19 protein-coding genes are annotated in these 15,525 nt (G+C 68.2%); 11 read left to right on the top strand and 8 right to left on the bottom strand.

Annotated elements, in window-relative coordinates; all coding sequences use genetic code 11:
* Nucleotides 1-75: 75 nt before the first annotated feature.
* Nucleotides 76-1,383: a caspase family protein gene (locus MF270_RS06035; protein WP_238364970.1), complete on the top strand. Its 1,308-nt coding sequence runs from the start codon at nucleotides 76-78 to the stop codon at nucleotides 1,381-1,383.
* 42 nt (nucleotides 1,384-1,425) lie between these two features.
* On the opposite strand, the gene MF270_RS06040 is transcribed toward MF270_RS06035, so the two are convergent.
* Nucleotides 1,426-1,836, bottom strand: a complete 411-nt coding sequence (locus MF270_RS06040) for a RidA family protein (RefSeq protein WP_238364971.1) — start codon at nucleotides 1,834-1,836, stop codon at nucleotides 1,426-1,428.
* An 88-nt stretch (nucleotides 1,837-1,924) separates the two neighbouring features.
* Here MF270_RS06040 and MF270_RS06045 point away from each other — a divergent pair, with 88 nt between their 5' ends.
* Nucleotides 1,925-2,644, top strand: coding sequence for a helix-turn-helix transcriptional regulator (locus MF270_RS06045; RefSeq protein ID WP_238364972.1), 720 nt, complete (start codon nucleotides 1,925-1,927; stop codon nucleotides 2,642-2,644).
* A 9-nt stretch (nucleotides 2,645-2,653) separates the two neighbouring features.
* Here the strand turns inward: MF270_RS06045 and MF270_RS06050 are convergent, their stop codons facing one another.
* Nucleotides 2,654-3,157, bottom strand: coding sequence for a CBS domain-containing protein (locus MF270_RS06050; RefSeq protein ID WP_238364973.1), 504 nt, complete (start codon nucleotides 3,155-3,157; stop codon nucleotides 2,654-2,656).
* 192 nt (nucleotides 3,158-3,349) lie between these two features.
* On the opposite strand from MF270_RS06050, the gene MF270_RS06055 reads away from it, so the two are divergent.
* Nucleotides 3,350-3,937, top strand: a complete 588-nt coding sequence (locus MF270_RS06055) for a VOC family protein (protein WP_238364974.1) — start codon at nucleotides 3,350-3,352, stop codon at nucleotides 3,935-3,937.
* Here the strand turns inward: MF270_RS06055 and MF270_RS06060 are convergent.
* From MF270_RS06060 to MF270_RS06070, 3 genes are all read right to left on the bottom strand, one after another.
* Complete coding sequence (locus tag MF270_RS06060) at nucleotides 3,934-4,467, bottom strand: protein-tyrosine phosphatase family protein (protein ID WP_238364975.1); 534 nt, start codon at nucleotides 4,465-4,467, stop codon at nucleotides 3,934-3,936. The two genes, MF270_RS06055 and MF270_RS06060, sit on opposite strands and share 4 nt — an antisense overlap.
* On the bottom strand, nucleotides 4,467-5,309 hold the full coding sequence (gene ypfJ / locus MF270_RS06065) for a KPN_02809 family neutral zinc metallopeptidase (RefSeq protein ID WP_238364976.1): 843 nt from the start codon (nucleotides 5,307-5,309) through the stop codon (nucleotides 4,467-4,469). Before ypfJ ends, MF270_RS06060 begins: the two co-directional genes overlap by 1 nt.
* A gap of 121 nt (nucleotides 5,310-5,430) precedes the next feature.
* Complete coding sequence (locus MF270_RS06070; protein WP_238364977.1) at nucleotides 5,431-5,652, bottom strand: hypothetical protein; 222 nt, start codon at nucleotides 5,650-5,652, stop codon at nucleotides 5,431-5,433.
* 152 nt (nucleotides 5,653-5,804) lie between these two features.
* Between MF270_RS06070 and MF270_RS06075 the strand changes: the two genes are divergently transcribed.
* The gene (locus tag MF270_RS06075) at nucleotides 5,805-6,281 is read left to right on the top strand and encodes a PaaI family thioesterase (RefSeq protein ID WP_238364978.1); all 477 of its coding nucleotides are present in this window, start codon (nucleotides 5,805-5,807) and stop codon (nucleotides 6,279-6,281) included.
* On the opposite strand, the gene MF270_RS06080 is transcribed toward MF270_RS06075, so the two are convergent.
* Nucleotides 6,282-7,406 (bottom strand): pyridoxal phosphate-dependent aminotransferase, encoded by a 1,125-nt coding sequence (locus MF270_RS06080; RefSeq protein ID WP_238364979.1) that lies wholly within the window; start codon nucleotides 7,404-7,406, stop codon nucleotides 6,282-6,284.
* 132 nt (nucleotides 7,407-7,538) lie between these two features.
* Here MF270_RS06080 and MF270_RS06085 point away from each other — a divergent pair, with 132 nt between their 5' ends.
* Both MF270_RS06085 and MF270_RS06090 read left to right on the top strand, forming a co-directional pair.
* Nucleotides 7,539-8,324 (top strand): crotonase/enoyl-CoA hydratase family protein, encoded by a 786-nt coding sequence (locus tag MF270_RS06085; RefSeq protein WP_238364980.1) that lies wholly within the window; start codon nucleotides 7,539-7,541, stop codon nucleotides 8,322-8,324.
* Nucleotides 8,325-8,363: 39 nt separating this feature from the next.
* Nucleotides 8,364-9,140 (top strand): alpha/beta fold hydrolase, encoded by a 777-nt coding sequence (locus MF270_RS06090; protein WP_238364981.1) that lies wholly within the window; start codon nucleotides 8,364-8,366, stop codon nucleotides 9,138-9,140.
* A gap of 50 nt (nucleotides 9,141-9,190) precedes the next feature.
* Here MF270_RS06090 and MF270_RS06095 read toward each other — a convergent pair whose 3' ends face one another.
* Nucleotides 9,191-10,177 (bottom strand): 2-hydroxyacid dehydrogenase, encoded by a 987-nt coding sequence (locus MF270_RS06095; RefSeq protein ID WP_238364982.1) that lies wholly within the window; start codon nucleotides 10,175-10,177, stop codon nucleotides 9,191-9,193.
* 124 nt (nucleotides 10,178-10,301) lie between these two features.
* On the opposite strand from MF270_RS06095, the gene MF270_RS06100 reads away from it, so the two are divergent.
* On the top strand, nucleotides 10,302-10,808 hold the full coding sequence (locus MF270_RS06100; protein WP_238364983.1) for an SH3 domain-containing protein: 507 nt from the start codon (nucleotides 10,302-10,304) through the stop codon (nucleotides 10,806-10,808).
* A gap of 209 nt (nucleotides 10,809-11,017) precedes the next feature.
* On the opposite strand, the gene MF270_RS06105 is transcribed toward MF270_RS06100, so the two are convergent.
* The gene (locus MF270_RS06105) at nucleotides 11,018-11,614 is read right to left on the bottom strand and encodes a LuxR C-terminal-related transcriptional regulator (RefSeq protein ID WP_238364984.1); all 597 of its coding nucleotides are present in this window, start codon (nucleotides 11,612-11,614) and stop codon (nucleotides 11,018-11,020) included.
* Nucleotides 11,615-11,717: 103 nt separating this feature from the next.
* Here MF270_RS06105 and MF270_RS06110 point away from each other — a divergent pair, with 103 nt between their 5' ends.
* From MF270_RS06110 to MF270_RS06125, 4 genes are all read left to right on the top strand, one after another.
* Nucleotides 11,718-12,929, top strand: coding sequence for a substrate-binding domain-containing protein (locus MF270_RS06110; RefSeq protein WP_238364985.1), 1,212 nt, complete (start codon nucleotides 11,718-11,720; stop codon nucleotides 12,927-12,929).
* A gap of 140 nt (nucleotides 12,930-13,069) precedes the next feature.
* Nucleotides 13,070-13,825 (top strand): ABC transporter ATP-binding protein, encoded by a 756-nt coding sequence (locus MF270_RS06115; protein ID WP_238364986.1) that lies wholly within the window; start codon nucleotides 13,070-13,072, stop codon nucleotides 13,823-13,825.
* On the top strand, nucleotides 13,822-14,538 hold the full coding sequence (locus MF270_RS06120; protein WP_238364987.1) for an ABC transporter ATP-binding protein: 717 nt from the start codon (nucleotides 13,822-13,824) through the stop codon (nucleotides 14,536-14,538). The genes MF270_RS06115 and MF270_RS06120 overlap by 4 nt, the downstream gene beginning before the upstream one ends.
* Nucleotides 14,535-15,524 carry a branched-chain amino acid ABC transporter permease gene (locus tag MF270_RS06125; protein ID WP_238364988.1) on the top strand — a complete coding sequence of 330 codons (990 nt, stop codon included), beginning with the start codon at nucleotides 14,535-14,537 and terminating at the stop codon, nucleotides 15,522-15,524. The genes MF270_RS06120 and MF270_RS06125 overlap by 4 nt, the downstream gene beginning before the upstream one ends.
* The last annotated feature ends 1 nt before the right edge of the window (nucleotide 15,525 follow it).

Here is a 15,525-nt window from a genome sequence, read left to right on the forward strand (position 1 = left end):
GCGATCCAGCCGGATTGATCGACTCTGCAACCTGTGCAACCCTTGAGCATTGCCTCAGCCCGGGCCCGTTTGAACATGCGCCATTTCCGGACCCTATTACGGTTTGCCCTCCTGGGCTTGCTGGTCGGCCTGTCGCTGGCCTCACCGATACGCGCGCAGGACCGGGTCGCGCTGGTGATCGGCAATTCCGACTATACCCATGCGCCCTACCTGCCCAATGCTGTCCGCGATGCCCGCGACGTCGCCCGCGCCCTGCGCAGCATCGGGTTCGCGGTACATGACGGCTACGACCTGACCCGGACCGACACGCTGCGACTGATCGACGAGGTGACGCGCGGGCTGCGGTCGGACCAGGTCGCGCTGTTCTATTTCTCGGGCCACGGTATCCAGATCGGCGGCGAGAACTTCGTCATCCCGGTCGATGCCAGAGGCGAGGAGGCGGCCGAGCTCAAGACCGCCTCGGTCAACCTGCAATCGCTGCTGCGGGAAATGGAGCTGCGGGCCGACCGCAACATCATCATCCTCGATGCCTGCCGCAACAACCCGTTCGAGGCGCGGATGACCGGCCGGTCGCTGGGTAGCGTGTCGCGCGGGCTGGCGCGGCTGGATGCGGGCGTCGATAGCTACATCGCCTTTTCCACCCAGCCCGGCAATGTCGCGCTGGATGGCGAGGGGGCCAACAGCCCGTTCACGGCGGCCTTGCTTCGGCACCTGCCCGACGCCGGCGCGGACCTACACGGGCTGATGCGTGCCGTGCGGGCGGACGTGGTGCGTGAGACCGACGGCGCGCAGATCCACTGGGAAAATTCATCGCTCATCGACCAGATCTACCTGGGCGCACCCGGCGGGCGGCGCCCGGCCGCGACCGGCGGCGGACAGGCGACCGTCGCCGCCGTCGCGCCGCAACCGGTTCCGCAGGTGACGACGCCGGGCTTCACCCATGTCGTGTCGGGCCTCGACCCCCATGGCGACGGCTTTCTCGCGTTGCGCGACGGCACCACCTCGGGCGCGCGGCGGCTGGCCAAGATGGTCGAGGGCACGCGATTGACCACCTACGACCAGCGCGGCCCGTGGCTGTATGTCCGGACCGAAACCGGGCTGATGGGCTGGGCGCATTCCAACTGGATCCGCGCCCTGCCCCAGGCCGCGCCGCCGCAGCCCGTTCGGCCGGTACAGGGCACCAGCTGCGACGCACTCTGGTACGAGCGCAACGCCTACTTCGCCCGGCACGGCTATTGTTTCACCAGCGCCCGGGGAAAGGCGGCATTTCCCAATGCCGGCTGCAACCCGGCGCTGGCCGCGGCCGACGTACCGCTCAGCACGGCCGAGCGCGCCGCGCTCGACCGTATACGCGCGCGCGAGGCGCAGATGGGCTGCAACTGAGACGCCGCACCCCGGCCATGGACCGGGGCAAGACGCAGAAGCTCAGTCCAGCTGCACCACCGCCTCGACCTCGAACAGGATCGGCTCAAGCGCCAGCGCAGCGACGCCGACCAGGGTCTGCGCGGGCGGCTCGGCGCCGAAGTGGCGGGCGGTCACCTCGCTCAGCACGCCCAGCTTGGCCATGTCGTGATCGACCACGAAAAGGGTCAGCTTGGCCACCTGTTCGGGCCGCGCGCCCAGCGCGTCGATCACCGCGAGAAGGTTCTCGTAGGCCTGCGCGACCTGCGTGGCGAAGTCGGGCGAGAGGCCGCCGGTGCGGTCGAACCCGACTTGGCCCGAGAGATGCGCCACCCGGCCCGAGGTGATTGCGGCGGTGCTGTAACCGTTCTGGCGGGTGTCGGGCAGGTGGGCGGGGTTGACGATCTCGGGGCGGGTGCGGGTCAGGGTGGTCATCGGTCAGGTCCTTTCTGGGTGTTGCCTGATCCCTGACTAGACGCTATTGGTGCCAAAATTTGTCACCAAAAATCGCCAGGGTGCAACCATGACCCCACGCCTGCGCCAGGACGCCATCGTCCGCACCCTTCGCCGAACCGGCACCTCGACCGTCGATGCGCTGGCCGCCGAGGTCGGCGCCTCGCGCCGCACCGTGCTGCGCGACATCTGCGCGCTGCGCGACGAGGGCTTCGTGATCCATTCCGAGACCGGGCGCGGCGGCGGGCTGCAGCTGGATCCGCAGTCGGTACAGCGCGCGGCGCGGCTGTCGGTGGCCGAGGTCTTTGCCCTGCTGATCAGCGTCGCCGCCATGCGCGCGGCCGGGGGGCTGCCGTTTTCGGGCCTCGCCGATGCGGGGCTGGCCAAGATCGAACGCTCCCTGCCCGGCGACAAGCTGCGCGACCTGCGCCGGATGCTCGACTGTCTCTACGTCGGCACGCTGTCGCCGCTGCAGGACCTGTCGGACCTCGGGGCGATGGACCCCGCGCTTCTGCCGGCGTTCGAGCCGGCCTTCCTCGAATGTCGCCCGCTGCGGTTCCGCTACCGCGACGCCAAGGGCAACGAGACGCTGCGCGAGGTGGAACCGCAGGCGATGCTGATCCTGCCGCCGCTGTGGTACCTCGTGTCCTGGGACCCGGCGCGGGGCGATTTCCGCCACTTCCGCATGGACCGCATCAGCGCGCCCGAGGTGACGGACGGCCCGACCTTCCGCCGGCGCCGCGTCCGGTTCGAGGACGACGTCTGCCCCTATGCTGACCTGCCGCGCTAGGCGCGTCGGTCAGAACTCGGCGACAACGCCGTGCTCTTGCGGGTCGGGGCGCTCCATCCCGCTCAGGCGCGTGTCCAGGCGGGCGCGGCGGGCCAGCGCCTCGATATCCTCGATGTCGCGCAATGCCTCGAGCCGGGCGGCCGGCGGGATGTCGCGGATCGAGATCATGTCGATCAGCAGACCGCCCCCGGCGACCACCGGCAGGTGTCGAAAATTGCCCGCAAGCATGGTGCAAAGCGCGTCCGTCAGATGCGCCTCGGGCTCGATCACCACCGGGTCCGGGCGCATCACGTCCCGCACCCGGATCGACGGATTGAACAGCCGTTCGGCCAGCACCTCGCGGATCAGGTCCCGTTCGGTCAGCAGGCCGACGCAGGTGCCGCGCCGCACCACCGGCAGCGCGCCGATATCGTGGTCGCGCAGCAGCCGGCACGCTTCGTCCAACGGGGCATCGGGATGGACGGTGTAAAGCGGCTGGCCGTCGCGGATGGTCGCGCAGGAATTATAGGGCATGGTGTCTCCCAAGAATACACGGGGCCCCCACGTCTTGAATGTACCACGAATTATCGGAAAATCGGCCGGTCCTCGCACAACATGGTTACCACGCGGCGGAAACGTGCGCCAATGCACGAAACCAGCGCAATAACTCAGACGTGTCAATCGAGGCAGAGATGCTATCTGTGTGTCAGCACAGAGGAGGATACCATGCGGAAACTTCAGACTCAGGGCGTTCATCACATCACGCTGACGGGCGCCGACCGGCAGACGTCCATCGATTTCTGGGAAGGCGTGCTGGGCATGCCCTTCATCTTCGACCAGCCGAACCTCGACAACAAGGACGAGGGGCACCTGTATTTCGACCCGGGCGACGGGCGGCTGATCACGATCTTCACCAACGAAAACCGCACACCCGACCCGCGCCGCACCCCGACGGAACCGGGCTGCGTGCACCACATCGCCTTCAACGTCAGCAAGGCGACCTTCAGCCAGGCGGTCGAACGGCTGACCGAGCGGGGGATCGGCCATTCGGGCGTCAAGGACCGCGGCTTCATGGATTCGATCTACTTCAAGGACCCGATGGGCCTGCTGATCGAACTGGCCTGCTACCGGTTCGAACCGCCCATGGGCTGCACCCATGCGGACGTGATGATCGAGGCGCATCGCAAGCGCGTCGCGGCCGGGGATTACAATATCCAGGAGGTCCACCTGGCCGATGCCATCGAGGATCTCGTGCGTCGGCGCCAGCAGACCCTGTCGGACGACCGCGGCCCCAAGGACCCCTACAAGCGTTAATCCTGCGGGATGTCGCTGAGCGATCGGGGCACCGGGTCGGGCTGCTTTTCGCCCGCCATGGCCCATTGCAGCTGGCGGGCGGTCTCGACCGCGCAGGGCCGCTTGGCGCGCAGGCGATCCAGCGCGGCCTCGGGGTCTTCGCCCATTTCGATCAGCAGGCGCAGGGCGGCCATACCGGACCGCCCGCAACCGCCCATGCAATGGATCAGCACACGCCCGCCGCCGCGCAGCGCCGCGCGGCATTGCGCGCTGGCCCGCGCCCATTCGGCGGCGAGATCTTCGGGCAGCACGCCGTAATCGTCGGTCGGCAGGTAGGCCCAGCGGGTGCCGCTGTCCTGCATGTGGGCGCCGAAGTTCATCGCCCCGTGCGGGATCATCTCGGCCTCGGGCGTCATGGTCAGCACGTAGGACGGTTTCCATTCCCGCACAGTGGCGAGGTCGGCGGCGTAATCGCCGCTGCGCCCCGGCATCTGCGAGATGGCAAGGATCCCCTGCCCGGCCGTCAGCGCATGCAACGTGAACCCGGACATCAGAGCCGCTCCGCCGCGAAGGTGTCGCAGGCAGCCATGTCGCCGCCTTGGTAGCCCGCAGCGAACCAGCGCGACCGCTGCGCGCTGGTGCCATGGGTGAAGGTATGCGGCTGCGGCACCCGGCCCGCGTTGCGCTGCAAGGTGTCGTCACCGATCTGGCGGGCGGCGTTCAGCGCTTCCTCGATGTCGCCGGGTTCCAGCAGCCCGTCGACCGAACTGGCCCAGACCCCGGCCAGGCAATCGGCCTGCAGCTCGAGCCGCACGGTGATCGCGTTGGCGTCCGTTTGGCTGGCCGACTGGCGATAGGCGTTAACCTGGCCCAGGATGCCCAGCTGGTCCTGCACGTGGTGCGCGACCTCGTGGGCGATCACGTAGGCGGCGGCGAAATCGCCGCGGGCGCCCAGTTTCCGTTCCAGCGTGGCGAAGAATTCCGTGTCGAGATAGGCCTTGTTGTCCGCCGGGCAGTAGAACGGCCCGGTCGCGCCCGAGGCCCCGCCGCAGGGGCTTTGCGTGACGCCGGAATACAGCACCAGCACCGGGGGCACGTAGGCCTCGCCCACCTGGGCCGGGAAGATGTCGGACCAGACCTCCTCGGTCGTGGCGAGGACCTGGGCCGAGAAATCCCCGGCCGCGACTTCCTCGGCGCTCAGCTCGCGCGGGGCCGTCTGCTGGGGCTGCGCCACCTCTTCCAGCAGCGGGGTCACGTCGACACCGGTGAAATATGCGATCGCCAGGACCACAAGAAGGCCCACGCCGCCGATCCCGCCGATGGCACGCCCTCCTCCGCCCGTCCGGCGGCGATCCTCGATGTTCCGACTGCGTCTGACCCCCCGGAGGCGCATGAACCGATCTCAATCAAAATGTAGCAGCTTCGGACGAGATTAGCCGACCGGAACAATCCGGCAACCTGCAAAAATACAAGGGACGGGCAGCGCGTCTTCCCGGCCACAGGCCAAACGGGGGTCAGCCGGGACCGGCCGCGCCGGGGTCAAAGCCGCGCATCCGGCGGCGGCCCAGCGCGTGTATCGCGCGTTCCAGCCCCCAGGACAGCAGCGCCACGGCCCAGAAGCCGAAGACCGCCCAGATCACCAGGAAGATCCAGAACAGGTTCACCCCGCCCATGACCAGGGCCGGGATCGTGTAATTGGGGGCGCGCCCCACCTTGCGCCGACGCTCGTCGCTCATGTCAGACCTTCGAATCTTCCTCCTGCCCCCGAGGTTAGCGCGATTTCGTCACCGATCCATTCACTTGGCCGCGTGGCCTGCCCGTGACGCGGTGTTCCGCTTGCGCGCCGCGGCGCGGCAAGGTTCGATGGCCGCGACCCGGAGGAGAGCCCATGAACTTTCACGACCCCGCCGATTTGCGCGCGATCCCGCCCGAAGACATCCGCCACATGGCCGGGATCGACATCTTTCGCGCCATGATGGCGGGCGACTTGCCCGCGCCGCCGGTCTCGGCGATCAGCAACCAGCGTATCATCGAGGCCGAGGAAGGCCACATCACCTGGGAGGCGATCCCGCCCGCGAACTTCATCAACCCGATGGGGGGCGTGCATGGCGGCTGGGTGATGACGGTGATGGACAGCGCGCTGGCCTGCGCGGTGCATTCCATGATGCCGGCGGGCAAGGCCTGCACCACCATCGAGGTCAAGATCAACATCACCCGTGCACCGCGCCCGGGCGTCACCTACCGCTGCGAGGGCAAGGCCCTGTCGGTCGGCCGCCGCGTCGGCACGTCCGAGGCGCGGATGTGGGGGCCCGACGGCAAGCTGGTCGCGCATGGCACGACCTCCTGCCTGGTGATCGACGTCTGATCAGGCGGTGGCGCTGACGGCCGCCCGCGCCTCTTCGAGAGCCGCGGGCAGTGCCGCCTCGAAGGCGTCGAGGTCGGCCTTGGTCCCGGCCGAGACCCGCAGGCAACGGTCGAGCGGCGGCACGAAGCCCATCCGCACGAAGATGCCCCGCTTGCCCAGCGCCGCGACCAGCGCACGGGTGAGGTCTCCGTTGCCGCCCAGGTCCATGGCGACGAAATTGGTGGCCGTGGGCAAGGGGCTGAGGCCATGCGCGCGGGCGATATCGGCGATCCGGTCGCAGGCGGCCGTCACCTCGGCCCGCACATGGCCCAGCCAGGCGGTGTCTTCCAGCGCGGCCAGCGCGCCGATCTGCGCGGTGCGGTTCACGCCGAAATGGTTGCGCACCTTGTCATAGGCCCGGATCAGCCCCGGCGCGCCCATGGCATAGCCGATGCGGGCACCCGCCATGCCATGCGCCTTGGAAAACGTGCGCATCCGCACCACGCCCGGATGGTCGATGGCGATCTGCGGCACCACGCCCTCGGGCGCGAACTCGGCATAGGCCTCGTCGAGGATCAGCAGGCAGCCTTCGGGCAGATCCGCCAGCGCGGCCGTGATCTCTTCGGCCGTGCTCCAGGTGCCCATCGGGTTGTCGGGATTGACGAAATAGACCAGCTTGGCGCCCGTCTCACCCGCCTTGGCCAGCAGCGCGGGCAGGTCCTCGCGGTCATCCCGGAACGGCACCTTGTGCAGCACCCCACCATAGCCCGCGACATGGTAGTTGAAGGTCGGGTAGGCCCCGTCCGAGGTCACCACCGCATCGCCCGGCTCGATCAGCAGGCGCACCAGGTCGCCCAGCAGTCCGTCGATCCCTTCGCCCACCACGATGTTCTCGGGCGCGATCCCGTGATGCGCGGCCAGCGCCTGGCGCAGGTCATGGCTGGGTGCATCGCCGTATTTCCAGCATTCCGCCACCGCGTCGCGCATCGCCGCCATCGCTTTCGGGGAGGGCCCGAAGACGCTTTCATTCGCGCCGATCCGCGCGTCGAAGGGCGCGCCGCGCCCGCGCTCAAGCGTCTCGGGGCCGACGAAGGGCACCGTCTCGGGCAGGGCGGCGACGGTGCGAGTATAACGGGGATGGGTCATGGCGGTCCTCCTTGGCCCCTAAATGCCGTGCCGCCCCGCGCCGTGCAATCCCCCCCGATATCTGCCCCCACGTTCCGCTGGCATTGGCGCGGGCGGCCCGGCACCATGGCCCGGAAAGAGGAGGAGCGCCCGATGTCCCGCGTCAGCACCACGGTAGAGAACCACGTCGCCCATGTCCGCCTGACCCGGGGCGACAAGATGAACGCGCTGGACCCCGCGATGATCGACGCGATCATCGCGGCGGGCGAGGCGCTGATGGACCGCACCGACGTGCGCTGCGTGGTGCTGTCGGGCGAAGGGCGGGCGTTTTGCGCGGGGCTGGACGTGGCCAGCTTCGGCGCGCTCACCCAAGGCGATCCGGCCGATGTGCTGATGCCCCGCACCCACGGCCAGTCGAACCGGTTCCAGCGTGTCGCGATGGTCTGGCACGAGCTGCCGATGCCGGTGATCGCCGCCGTGCAGGGGACGTGCTTTGGCGGTGGCTTCCAGCTGGCGCTTGGCGCCGACATCCGCATCGCGGCACCCGGTACCCAACTGTCGATCATGGAGATGAAATGGGGCCTCGTGCCCGACATGGGCGGCATGGTCCTACTGCCCCGCCTCGCGCCCTCGGACATTCTGCGGCGGCTGACCTACACGGCCGAGGTGTTCTCGGCCGAAGCCGCGCTGGAGTGGGAGTTGGTGACGGAACTGGCCGACGACCCGCTGGCCCGCGCCCAGGAACTGGCGGCAGTGATCGCGTCGCGCAGCCCCTCGGCCGTGCGCGCGGCCAAGCGCCTCTTTGAAGTGGCCGAGACCGAAGCGCCCGAGGCCGTGCTGCTGGCCGAAAGCCGCGAACAGGCGGCGCTGATCGGCAAACCCGACCAGGTGGAATCGGTCATGGCCAACATGCAAAATCGCGCGCCGACCTTCGGCTGAGCCCTTGCGGCGCGGCGCCTCAAAGGGCATCTGCGCCGGATGGATACGCGACTTGATCTGAACGGCCTTTCGGTGGGCCTGTCCGACACGGGCGCCGGCGCGCCGGTGCTGTTCCTGCACGGGCTCGGGCAGGATCGGGGGCTTTGGGACGGGGTCACGGGCGCCCTGCCCGAGGGCCTGCGCTGCCTCGCCCCCGACCTGCGCGGGCACGGGGCGACCGACGCCCCTGCCCCGCCCTATGCCATGGGCGCGCTGGTGCGCGACGCGGAATCGCTGCTGGATACGCTGGGGCTGAAAGATGCGGTCGTGGTCGGCCACGGGCTTGGCGGCATGGTCGCCATGGCGCTGGCGGTCAAGCGGCTGGACCTGGTGCGCGGGCTGGTGCTGTCGGCGACCGCGCCGAAGCTCTCGACCCCCGCCCGCTGGGCGCGCCATGCCGAAACGGTCGCGCAAGGCGGCATCGGGGCCATCGCCGCAGAAACCGTCACCGCGTGGTTCAACCGCCCCGGTCCGCTGGCGCAGCTCTGGTCGGCGCGCCTCAAGGCCATGTCGCCCGACGGCTACCTCGGTGGCGTTTCAGCCATCTCGGGAACGGATCTTTACACCCCCGCCTCGGGGCTGCGGCTGTCGACGCTGGTGATCTCGGGCCGTGACGACCGGGCGATCCCGCCCGACCTGTCCGGAGAGCTTGCCACGCTGATCCCCGGCGCCACGCTGACGCTGATCCCGCGCGCGGGCCACATGGCGCCGGTCGAGGCAGCGACCGACTGGGCCGAGGCGCTGACAGAATTCCTGCGCGCCATCGGCCACCTGTGATCATACAACCGCCGACGCGGCCACGCCTGTTGGCCATCGGCCACCCAAGATTACAGCATCGCGGGCACGACCAGGTCCGGCGGCCGGTGGCCATCGGCATGGGTCTTGATGTTGATGATGACCTTTTCGCCCATCTCGAGCCGCCCCTCGACCGTGGCCGAACCCATCTGTGGCAGCAGCACCACGTTCGGCAGCTGGCGCAGCTGGGAATTCGGCTCGGCATGCTTTTCGTAAACGTCGAGGCCGGCGCCCGCCAACTCCCCCGCCCGCAGCATCCGGGCCAGCGCCGATTCGTCGACCACCTCGCCGCGCGAGGTGTTCACCAGCACGGCCGAGGGTTTCATCAGCCGCAGCCGCCGCGCGTTCAGCAGGTGGAAAGTCGAGGGCGTGTAGGGGCAGTTGACCGAGACGATGTCCATCCGCGCCACCATCTGGTCGAGGCTTTCCCAATAGGTCGCCTCGAGCGGCTCCTCGAGCTCGGGACGCAGCCGGCGGCGGTTGTGGTAATGGATCTGCATGCCGAAGGCGCGGGCGCGCCGCGCCACGGCCGTGCCGATCCGACCCATGCCGAGGATGCCCAGCCGGCGCCCGCCCAGCCGCCCGCCAAGGTTGGCGGTGGGCGCCCAGCCGGCCCAGCTGCCGTTCTGCATCTCCTGGAAACCTTCGGGCAGGCGCCGCGTCACGGCCAGCATCAGCGCCAAGGTCACATCGGCCGTGTCGTCGGTGGCCGCGCCGGGCGTGTTCGACACCAGGATGCCGCGCTGCCGGGCGGTTTCCACGTCGACATTGTCGACCCCCGCACCGTAATTCGCGATCAGCTTGAGCCGCGGCCCGGCGGCGCCGATCAGGCCGGCGTCGATCGTGTCGGACACGGTCGGCACCAGCACGTCGCAGTCTGCCACGGCGGCGACCAGCTCGGCCCGGCTCATGGGGGTGTCCTCGTCGCGCAGCCGCACGTCGAAAAGCTCGGACAGGCGGGTTTCCACCGCGTCGGGCAAGCGTCGCGTAACAACAACACTCAGGCGCTCAGATGGCATGCGGGGACCTCCCTGTCTTCCCTTGATGGGGCCGTGGGGGCTAGAGTTACCAAAAAGCGGGCGGGCTTCAAGAACCGCCACGGGAAGAGCATCGGGCAGAATGGGCACAGGCAGGGTTTCAACCATGCGGAATTGGGGAGTCGCGGTCTTCGCCGCGCTGTTGGGGCTATGCGTCGCAGGGGCGCCGCTGGCGGCATCCGAGGGCAAGGGCCCGGTGACCAACCTGCCGCTGCCGCGCTTCGTGTCGATGAAGGCCGCCGAGGGCAACGTGCGCCGCGGCCCGTCGCTGAGCCACCGGATCGACTGGGTCTTCGTCCGCCGCGACATGCCGCTCGAGATCACGGCGGAATATGGCCACTGGCGCCGGGTGCGCGACCGCGACGGGGCGGGCGGCTGGATTCACTACTCGCTGCTCTCGGGCGTGCGGACGGTGCTGATCGAGGACCAGGTGATCGACCTGCATGTGCGGCCCGACGAAAAGGCCCCGGTCGAGGCCCGGCTGGAACATGGCGTGATCGCCAAGCTCGGCGAATGCGACCGCGACTGGTGCCGGCTGAGTTCAGGCGGCTATCGCGGCTGGACGCGCAAGACGGCGCTTTGGGGCGTGGCCCCGGACGAGCTGCGCGAATAGGCAGGCCGTGGATGGGGGCGCTGCCCCCCGTCCGCCAAGGCGGACTCCCCCCGGGATATTTCTGGAAAGGTGAAATGGGATGGAAGCGGTCCTGCTTTCACTTTTCCAGAAATACTCCCGCCGGAGGCTTTGGTGGTTAGCGCGGGAGTGAGGGGCCAGCCCCTCACGCACCCCGGAGTTTACTGGCAAGATGAAGGGGGATCGGACCCCTAGAGGCTGACGATGCGCTCAGGCGGAACGCCGGACATGGCGTTGAGCAGGGCGTTGGTGTTGGTGACGCCGAACTTCTTTTGCAGGTTGGCGCGGTGTACCTCGACCGTGCGGGGCGAGATCGACAGGATCCGCGCGATCTCCTTCGAGGTGCGCCCCTCGGCCAGCAGGTTCACGACCTCGCGTTCGCGCGGGGTGAGCGGCTGGTAGGGGCGGTGGCCCGAGAGGTCGGCAAAGCTCCAGACCGCGCGGCGCAATGGGTCATCTGGGGTCAGCGAATGGCCGCGCACCCGGCACCAGAACAGCGATCCGTCCTTGCGGGCCATGACCCGCTCGTCCCAGTAGGTGTTGGTGCGGCGCAGGTCGTCGACGCCACGATCGCGGATCTTGGTGAACTCGTCCGAGCTGGGGTAGAGGACCTCGAACAGGCGATCCGCAAGTTCGGCGCGGGTATAGCCGAACATGCGCGCGAACTCGGGATTGCAGTCCCTGATCACCCGAGTCGCCGTCACCACAAGGCCGACCGGCGCATGCTCGAAGGCCAGCCCGGACAGGTCACCGCCGTCGAACGCCAGGTCGATACGTGTTTTCCCCAAGTTGTCAGGCCCCTTCCGATGCGCCAGCGTAGGCCCACGATACAACGAAGCCGCCCGGGGCAAAAGCTTGCCCGCGCGTGCGGCGGTACGGGAGGAATTCACGATGACAATCACCAAGCGGGCGCTCTTGCGTGCCTCGCTGGCCCTCGGCCTGAGCGCCGGGCTGGCCGGCGCCGCCCTGGCCCAGGAAGACCCGATCAAGATCGCCCTGATCCATGGCATGTCCGGCTCGAGCTTCGAGGTTTTTTCCAAGCAGTCGCATACCGGCTTCGAAATGGGGCTCGAATACGCCACCGGCGGGACCATGGCCGTCAAGGGCCACCCGATCGAGCTGATCTACAAGGACACCCAGTTCAAGCCCGACGTGGCCCGCGCCGCCCTGGCCGAGGCCTACGGCGACGATGACGTGCTGATCGCGGTCGGCGGGACCTCGTCCGGCGTGACGCTGGGCATGCTGCCCATCGCCGAGGAATACGAACGCCTGCTGATCGTCGAACCCGCCGTGGCCGACAGCCTGACCGGGCCGGACAGCAATCGCTACGTCTTCAAGACCTCGCGCAACTCGTCGATGGACATGCAGGCGCAGGCCCTGGCGCTGAAGCCGGACGCCGATCTGCATGTCGCCACCCTGGCCGAGGATTACGCCTTTGGCCGCGACGGCATCACCGCCTTCAAGGCCGCGCTGGACGGGTCCGGCGCCGAGGTCGTGACCGAGGAATACGTCCCCCAGGGCACCACCGACTTCACCGCCGCGGCCGAGCGCATGTTCAACGCGCTCAAGGACCTCGACGGCCGCAAGGTCATCATGATCTACGTCGCCGGCGGCGGCGATCCCATGGGCAAGATCAAGGCGATGGAGCCCGAACGCTTCGGCATCGAGATCTCGACCGGCGGCCATATCCTGCCCGTCCTGCCGACCTACAAGCGCGTGCCCGGCATGGAAGGCGCGGTTTACTACTACTACGAGGCCTTCGACAACGACGTGAACAAATGGCTCGTCGAAGAACACCAGAAGCGTTTCGGCACCCCGCCCGATTTCTTCACCGCCGGCGGGATGAGCGCGGCCATGGCCATCGTCAAGGCGCTGGAAACCACCGAGGAATTCGAGACCGAAGCGCTGATCGCCGCGATGGAGGGCATGTCCTTCGACACGCCCAAGGGCCCGATGACCTTCCGCCCCGAGGATCACCAGGCGCTGCAGTCCATGCTGCACTTCAAGATCCGCGTCGACGAGGACGTGGACTGGGCGATCCCGGAAAAGGTGCGGATCATCGAAGCGGACGAAATGGACATCCCCCTCGGCCGCAAGAACTGATCTCGACCGCCCCGGCCCATCCTGTCCCCGGGCCGGGGCACCCCGCCTCAACAGGCGCCGATCCCCCTTCATCTTGCCGATAAACTCCGGGGGTTTGGGGGCTGGCCCCCAATCCGACCCCGGCCACAGAACACATCCCCATGACACACCCTTCGCTCTCCACCCGCGATCTCACGATCCGGTTCGGCGGCCATGTCGCCGTCAACAAGGTCACCTGCGATTTCCGCCCCGGTGAGCTGACGGTGATCGTCGGCCCGAACGGCGCGGGCAAGACGACCTTCTTCAACATGATCTCCGGCCAGCTCTTGCCCTCCGAAGGCACCGTGACCAAGGACGGCGTGGACCTCACGCGCCTCTCCCCCTCGACCCGCGCGCGGCACGGCGTCGGGCGGGCCTTCCAGCTGACCAACCTTTTCCCGCGCCTTTCGGTGCTCGAGAACATCCGCCTCGCCGTGCAGGCGCAGACCGGCGACGGGCGCCGCTTCTTCCGCCCCGCGGCGCGCTTCACAGACCTCACCGCCCGGGCCGAGCGCTATCTCGAGGCCACGCGCCTCGAAAAAGTCGCGCATCTGCCCGCGGCCACCCTGCCCCACGGAGACCAGCGCAAGCTAGAGGTCGCGCTCTTGATGGCGATGGAGCCCGATATCTACATGTTCGACGAGCCCACCGCCGGCATGAGCCTTGACCACGCGCCCGACGTGCTGGACCTGATTGCCGAGCTGAAACACGACCCGTCCAAGACCATCCTGCTGGTCGAGCACAAGATGGACGTGGTCCGCAAGCTCGCCGATCGGATCATCGTCCTCCATAACGGAGAGCTCTTGGCCGATGGCGACCCGGACGAGGTCATGTCGAGCCAACTGGTCCGCGACGTCTACCTGGGGACCGCCGCATGAGCCTTTTGTCGATCCAGAACCTTAGTGTCAGCATCGGCCAATACGCCGTTCTGCATGATGTCAGCCTCAAAGTCCCGCAGGGCGGCGTCTTTGTCCTGCTGGGCCGCAACGGCGCCGGCAAGACCACGACGCTGCGCGCGATCATGGGGCTCTGGCAGCCCTCCCCCGGCTCCATCCGCTTTGACGGAGAGGACATCACAAGCCTCCACACCTCGGACATCGCCAAGCGCGGCATCGCCTACGTGCCCGAGAACATGGGCATCTTCGGCGGGCTCACCGTGGCCGAGAACATGGTCCTGGCCACGGCGAACGGGACCTACGACCCCCAGCGGCTCGACTGGGTCTACGGGCTTTTACCGGCGCTCAAGACCTTCTGGGACAAGCCCGCCGGCGCGCTCTCGGGCGGGCAGAAACAGATGCTGAGCGTCGCCCGCGCCATAATCGAACCGCGCAAGCTGATCCTTGTCGACGAGCCGACCAAGGGCCTCGCCCCGTCGATCATCGACGCCATGGCCGAGGGCTTCCGCGAGATCAGCGCCGAGACGACCATTCTCCTGGTCGAACAGAACTTTGCCTTTGCCCGGTCGCTGGGCCGGGACATGGGCGTGATCGAGGACGGACAGATCGTGCACACCGGAACGATGGAGGCCTTCGCCGCCGACGCGGCCCTGCAAGACCGGCTGCTGAGCCTGTCGGCGGAGGGCGCGGCATGAGCGATCTCTTCGGCAAACTCGGCGGCATTTACCTGCTGCCCGTGGCGCTGGCGCTGATCGCCTTCGTGCTGATCGGCGCGCCCTCGTCCTGGCTGACGCTGACCGTGGCGGGGCTGGCGATGGGGATGCTGATCTTTCTCATGGCCTCGGGGCTCAGCCTCGTGTTCGGCCTGATGGACGTGCTGAACTTCGGCCATTCGGCTTTCGTCAGCTTCGGCGCCTTCGTCGCGGCCTCGACCCTTGCCGCCCTCTCGGGCTGGCTCGGCGCGCCGTCGATCCTGCTGAACATCGCCGCGCTGGTGCTGGCGCTTGCCGCCGCCATCGCCGCCGGCCTCCTTGCCGGATGGCTGTTCGAGCGCATCATCATCAAGCCGGTCTACCACGACCATTTGCGCCAGATCCTAATCACCATGGGCGCGCTGATCGTGGCCGAGCAGCTGATCCTCGCCACCTGGGGCGGCACGCCGACCAATGTGCCGCGCCCCGCCTTCCTCGAAGGCTCGATCATCATCGGCGACGCGGCGGTCGAGATCTACCGGCTCTTCGCCCTGGTCCTTGGCGCCGTGGTCTACCTGGGCCTCTACCTCTTGCTGAACCGCACCCGGATCGGCCTGCTGATCCGGGCGGGCGTCGAGAACCGCGAGATGGTCGAAAGCCTCGGCTTCAAGATCGACCGGCTCTTCATCGGCGTCTTCATGCTGGGCTCCGGCCTTGCCGCCCTGGGCGGTGCCATGTGGGCCGGTTACGTGACGCTGATCACCCCCGCGCTCGGGGCCGAGATGCTGGTGATCGTCTTCATCGTCGTCATCATCGGCGGGCTCGGCTCGATCCAGGGCACGCTGCTTGGGGCGCTGATCGTGGGGCTTTCGGCCAATTACGTGGGGTTCCTCGCGCCGAAACTGGCACTGGCCTCCAACATGATCCTGATGATGATCATCCTGCTGTGGCGCCCGAACGGGCTGGCCCCGGCCGCGAAAGGGCACTGAG

Source organism: Mesobacterium pallidum (assembly GCF_019966535.1).
Classification (GTDB): domain Bacteria; phylum Pseudomonadota; class Alphaproteobacteria; order Rhodobacterales; family Rhodobacteraceae; genus Mesobacterium; species Mesobacterium pallidum.

Coding starts and splice junctions, on each gene's coding strand:
- MF270_RS06090 (WP_238364981.1), top strand. CDS start 8,364: ATGGATACGCGACTTGATCTGAACGGCCTTTCGGTGGGCCTGTCCGAC.
- ypfJ (WP_238364976.1), bottom strand. CDS start 5,309: ATGCGCCTCCGGGGGGTCAGACGCAGTCGGAACATCGAGGATCGCCGC.
- MF270_RS06085 (WP_238364980.1), top strand. CDS start 7,539: ATGTCCCGCGTCAGCACCACGGTAGAGAACCACGTCGCCCATGTCCGC.
- MF270_RS06095 (WP_238364982.1), bottom strand. CDS start 10,177: ATGCCATCTGAGCGCCTGAGTGTTGTTGTTACGCGACGCTTGCCCGAC.
- MF270_RS06100 (WP_238364983.1), top strand. CDS start 10,302: ATGCGGAATTGGGGAGTCGCGGTCTTCGCCGCGCTGTTGGGGCTATGC.
- MF270_RS06115 (WP_238364986.1), top strand. CDS start 13,070: ATGACACACCCTTCGCTCTCCACCCGCGATCTCACGATCCGGTTCGGC.
- MF270_RS06035 (WP_238364970.1), top strand. CDS start 76: ATGCGCCATTTCCGGACCCTATTACGGTTTGCCCTCCTGGGCTTGCTG.
- MF270_RS06110 (WP_238364985.1), top strand. CDS start 11,718: ATGACAATCACCAAGCGGGCGCTCTTGCGTGCCTCGCTGGCCCTCGGC.
- MF270_RS06125 (WP_238364988.1), top strand. CDS start 14,535: ATGAGCGATCTCTTCGGCAAACTCGGCGGCATTTACCTGCTGCCCGTG.
- MF270_RS06060 (WP_238364975.1), bottom strand. CDS start 4,467: ATGTCCGGGTTCACGTTGCATGCGCTGACGGCCGGGCAGGGGATCCTT.
- MF270_RS06050 (WP_238364973.1), bottom strand. CDS start 3,157: ATGCCCTATAATTCCTGCGCGACCATCCGCGACGGCCAGCCGCTTTAC.
- MF270_RS06075 (WP_238364978.1), top strand. CDS start 5,805: ATGAACTTTCACGACCCCGCCGATTTGCGCGCGATCCCGCCCGAAGAC.
- MF270_RS06070 (WP_238364977.1), bottom strand. CDS start 5,652: ATGAGCGACGAGCGTCGGCGCAAGGTGGGGCGCGCCCCCAATTACACG.
- MF270_RS06045 (WP_238364972.1), top strand. CDS start 1,925: ATGACCCCACGCCTGCGCCAGGACGCCATCGTCCGCACCCTTCGCCGA.
- MF270_RS06120 (WP_238364987.1), top strand. CDS start 13,822: ATGAGCCTTTTGTCGATCCAGAACCTTAGTGTCAGCATCGGCCAATAC.
- MF270_RS06055 (WP_238364974.1), top strand. CDS start 3,350: ATGCGGAAACTTCAGACTCAGGGCGTTCATCACATCACGCTGACGGGC.
- MF270_RS06080 (WP_238364979.1), bottom strand. CDS start 7,406: ATGACCCATCCCCGTTATACTCGCACCGTCGCCGCCCTGCCCGAGACG.
- MF270_RS06040 (WP_238364971.1), bottom strand. CDS start 1,836: ATGACCACCCTGACCCGCACCCGCCCCGAGATCGTCAACCCCGCCCAC.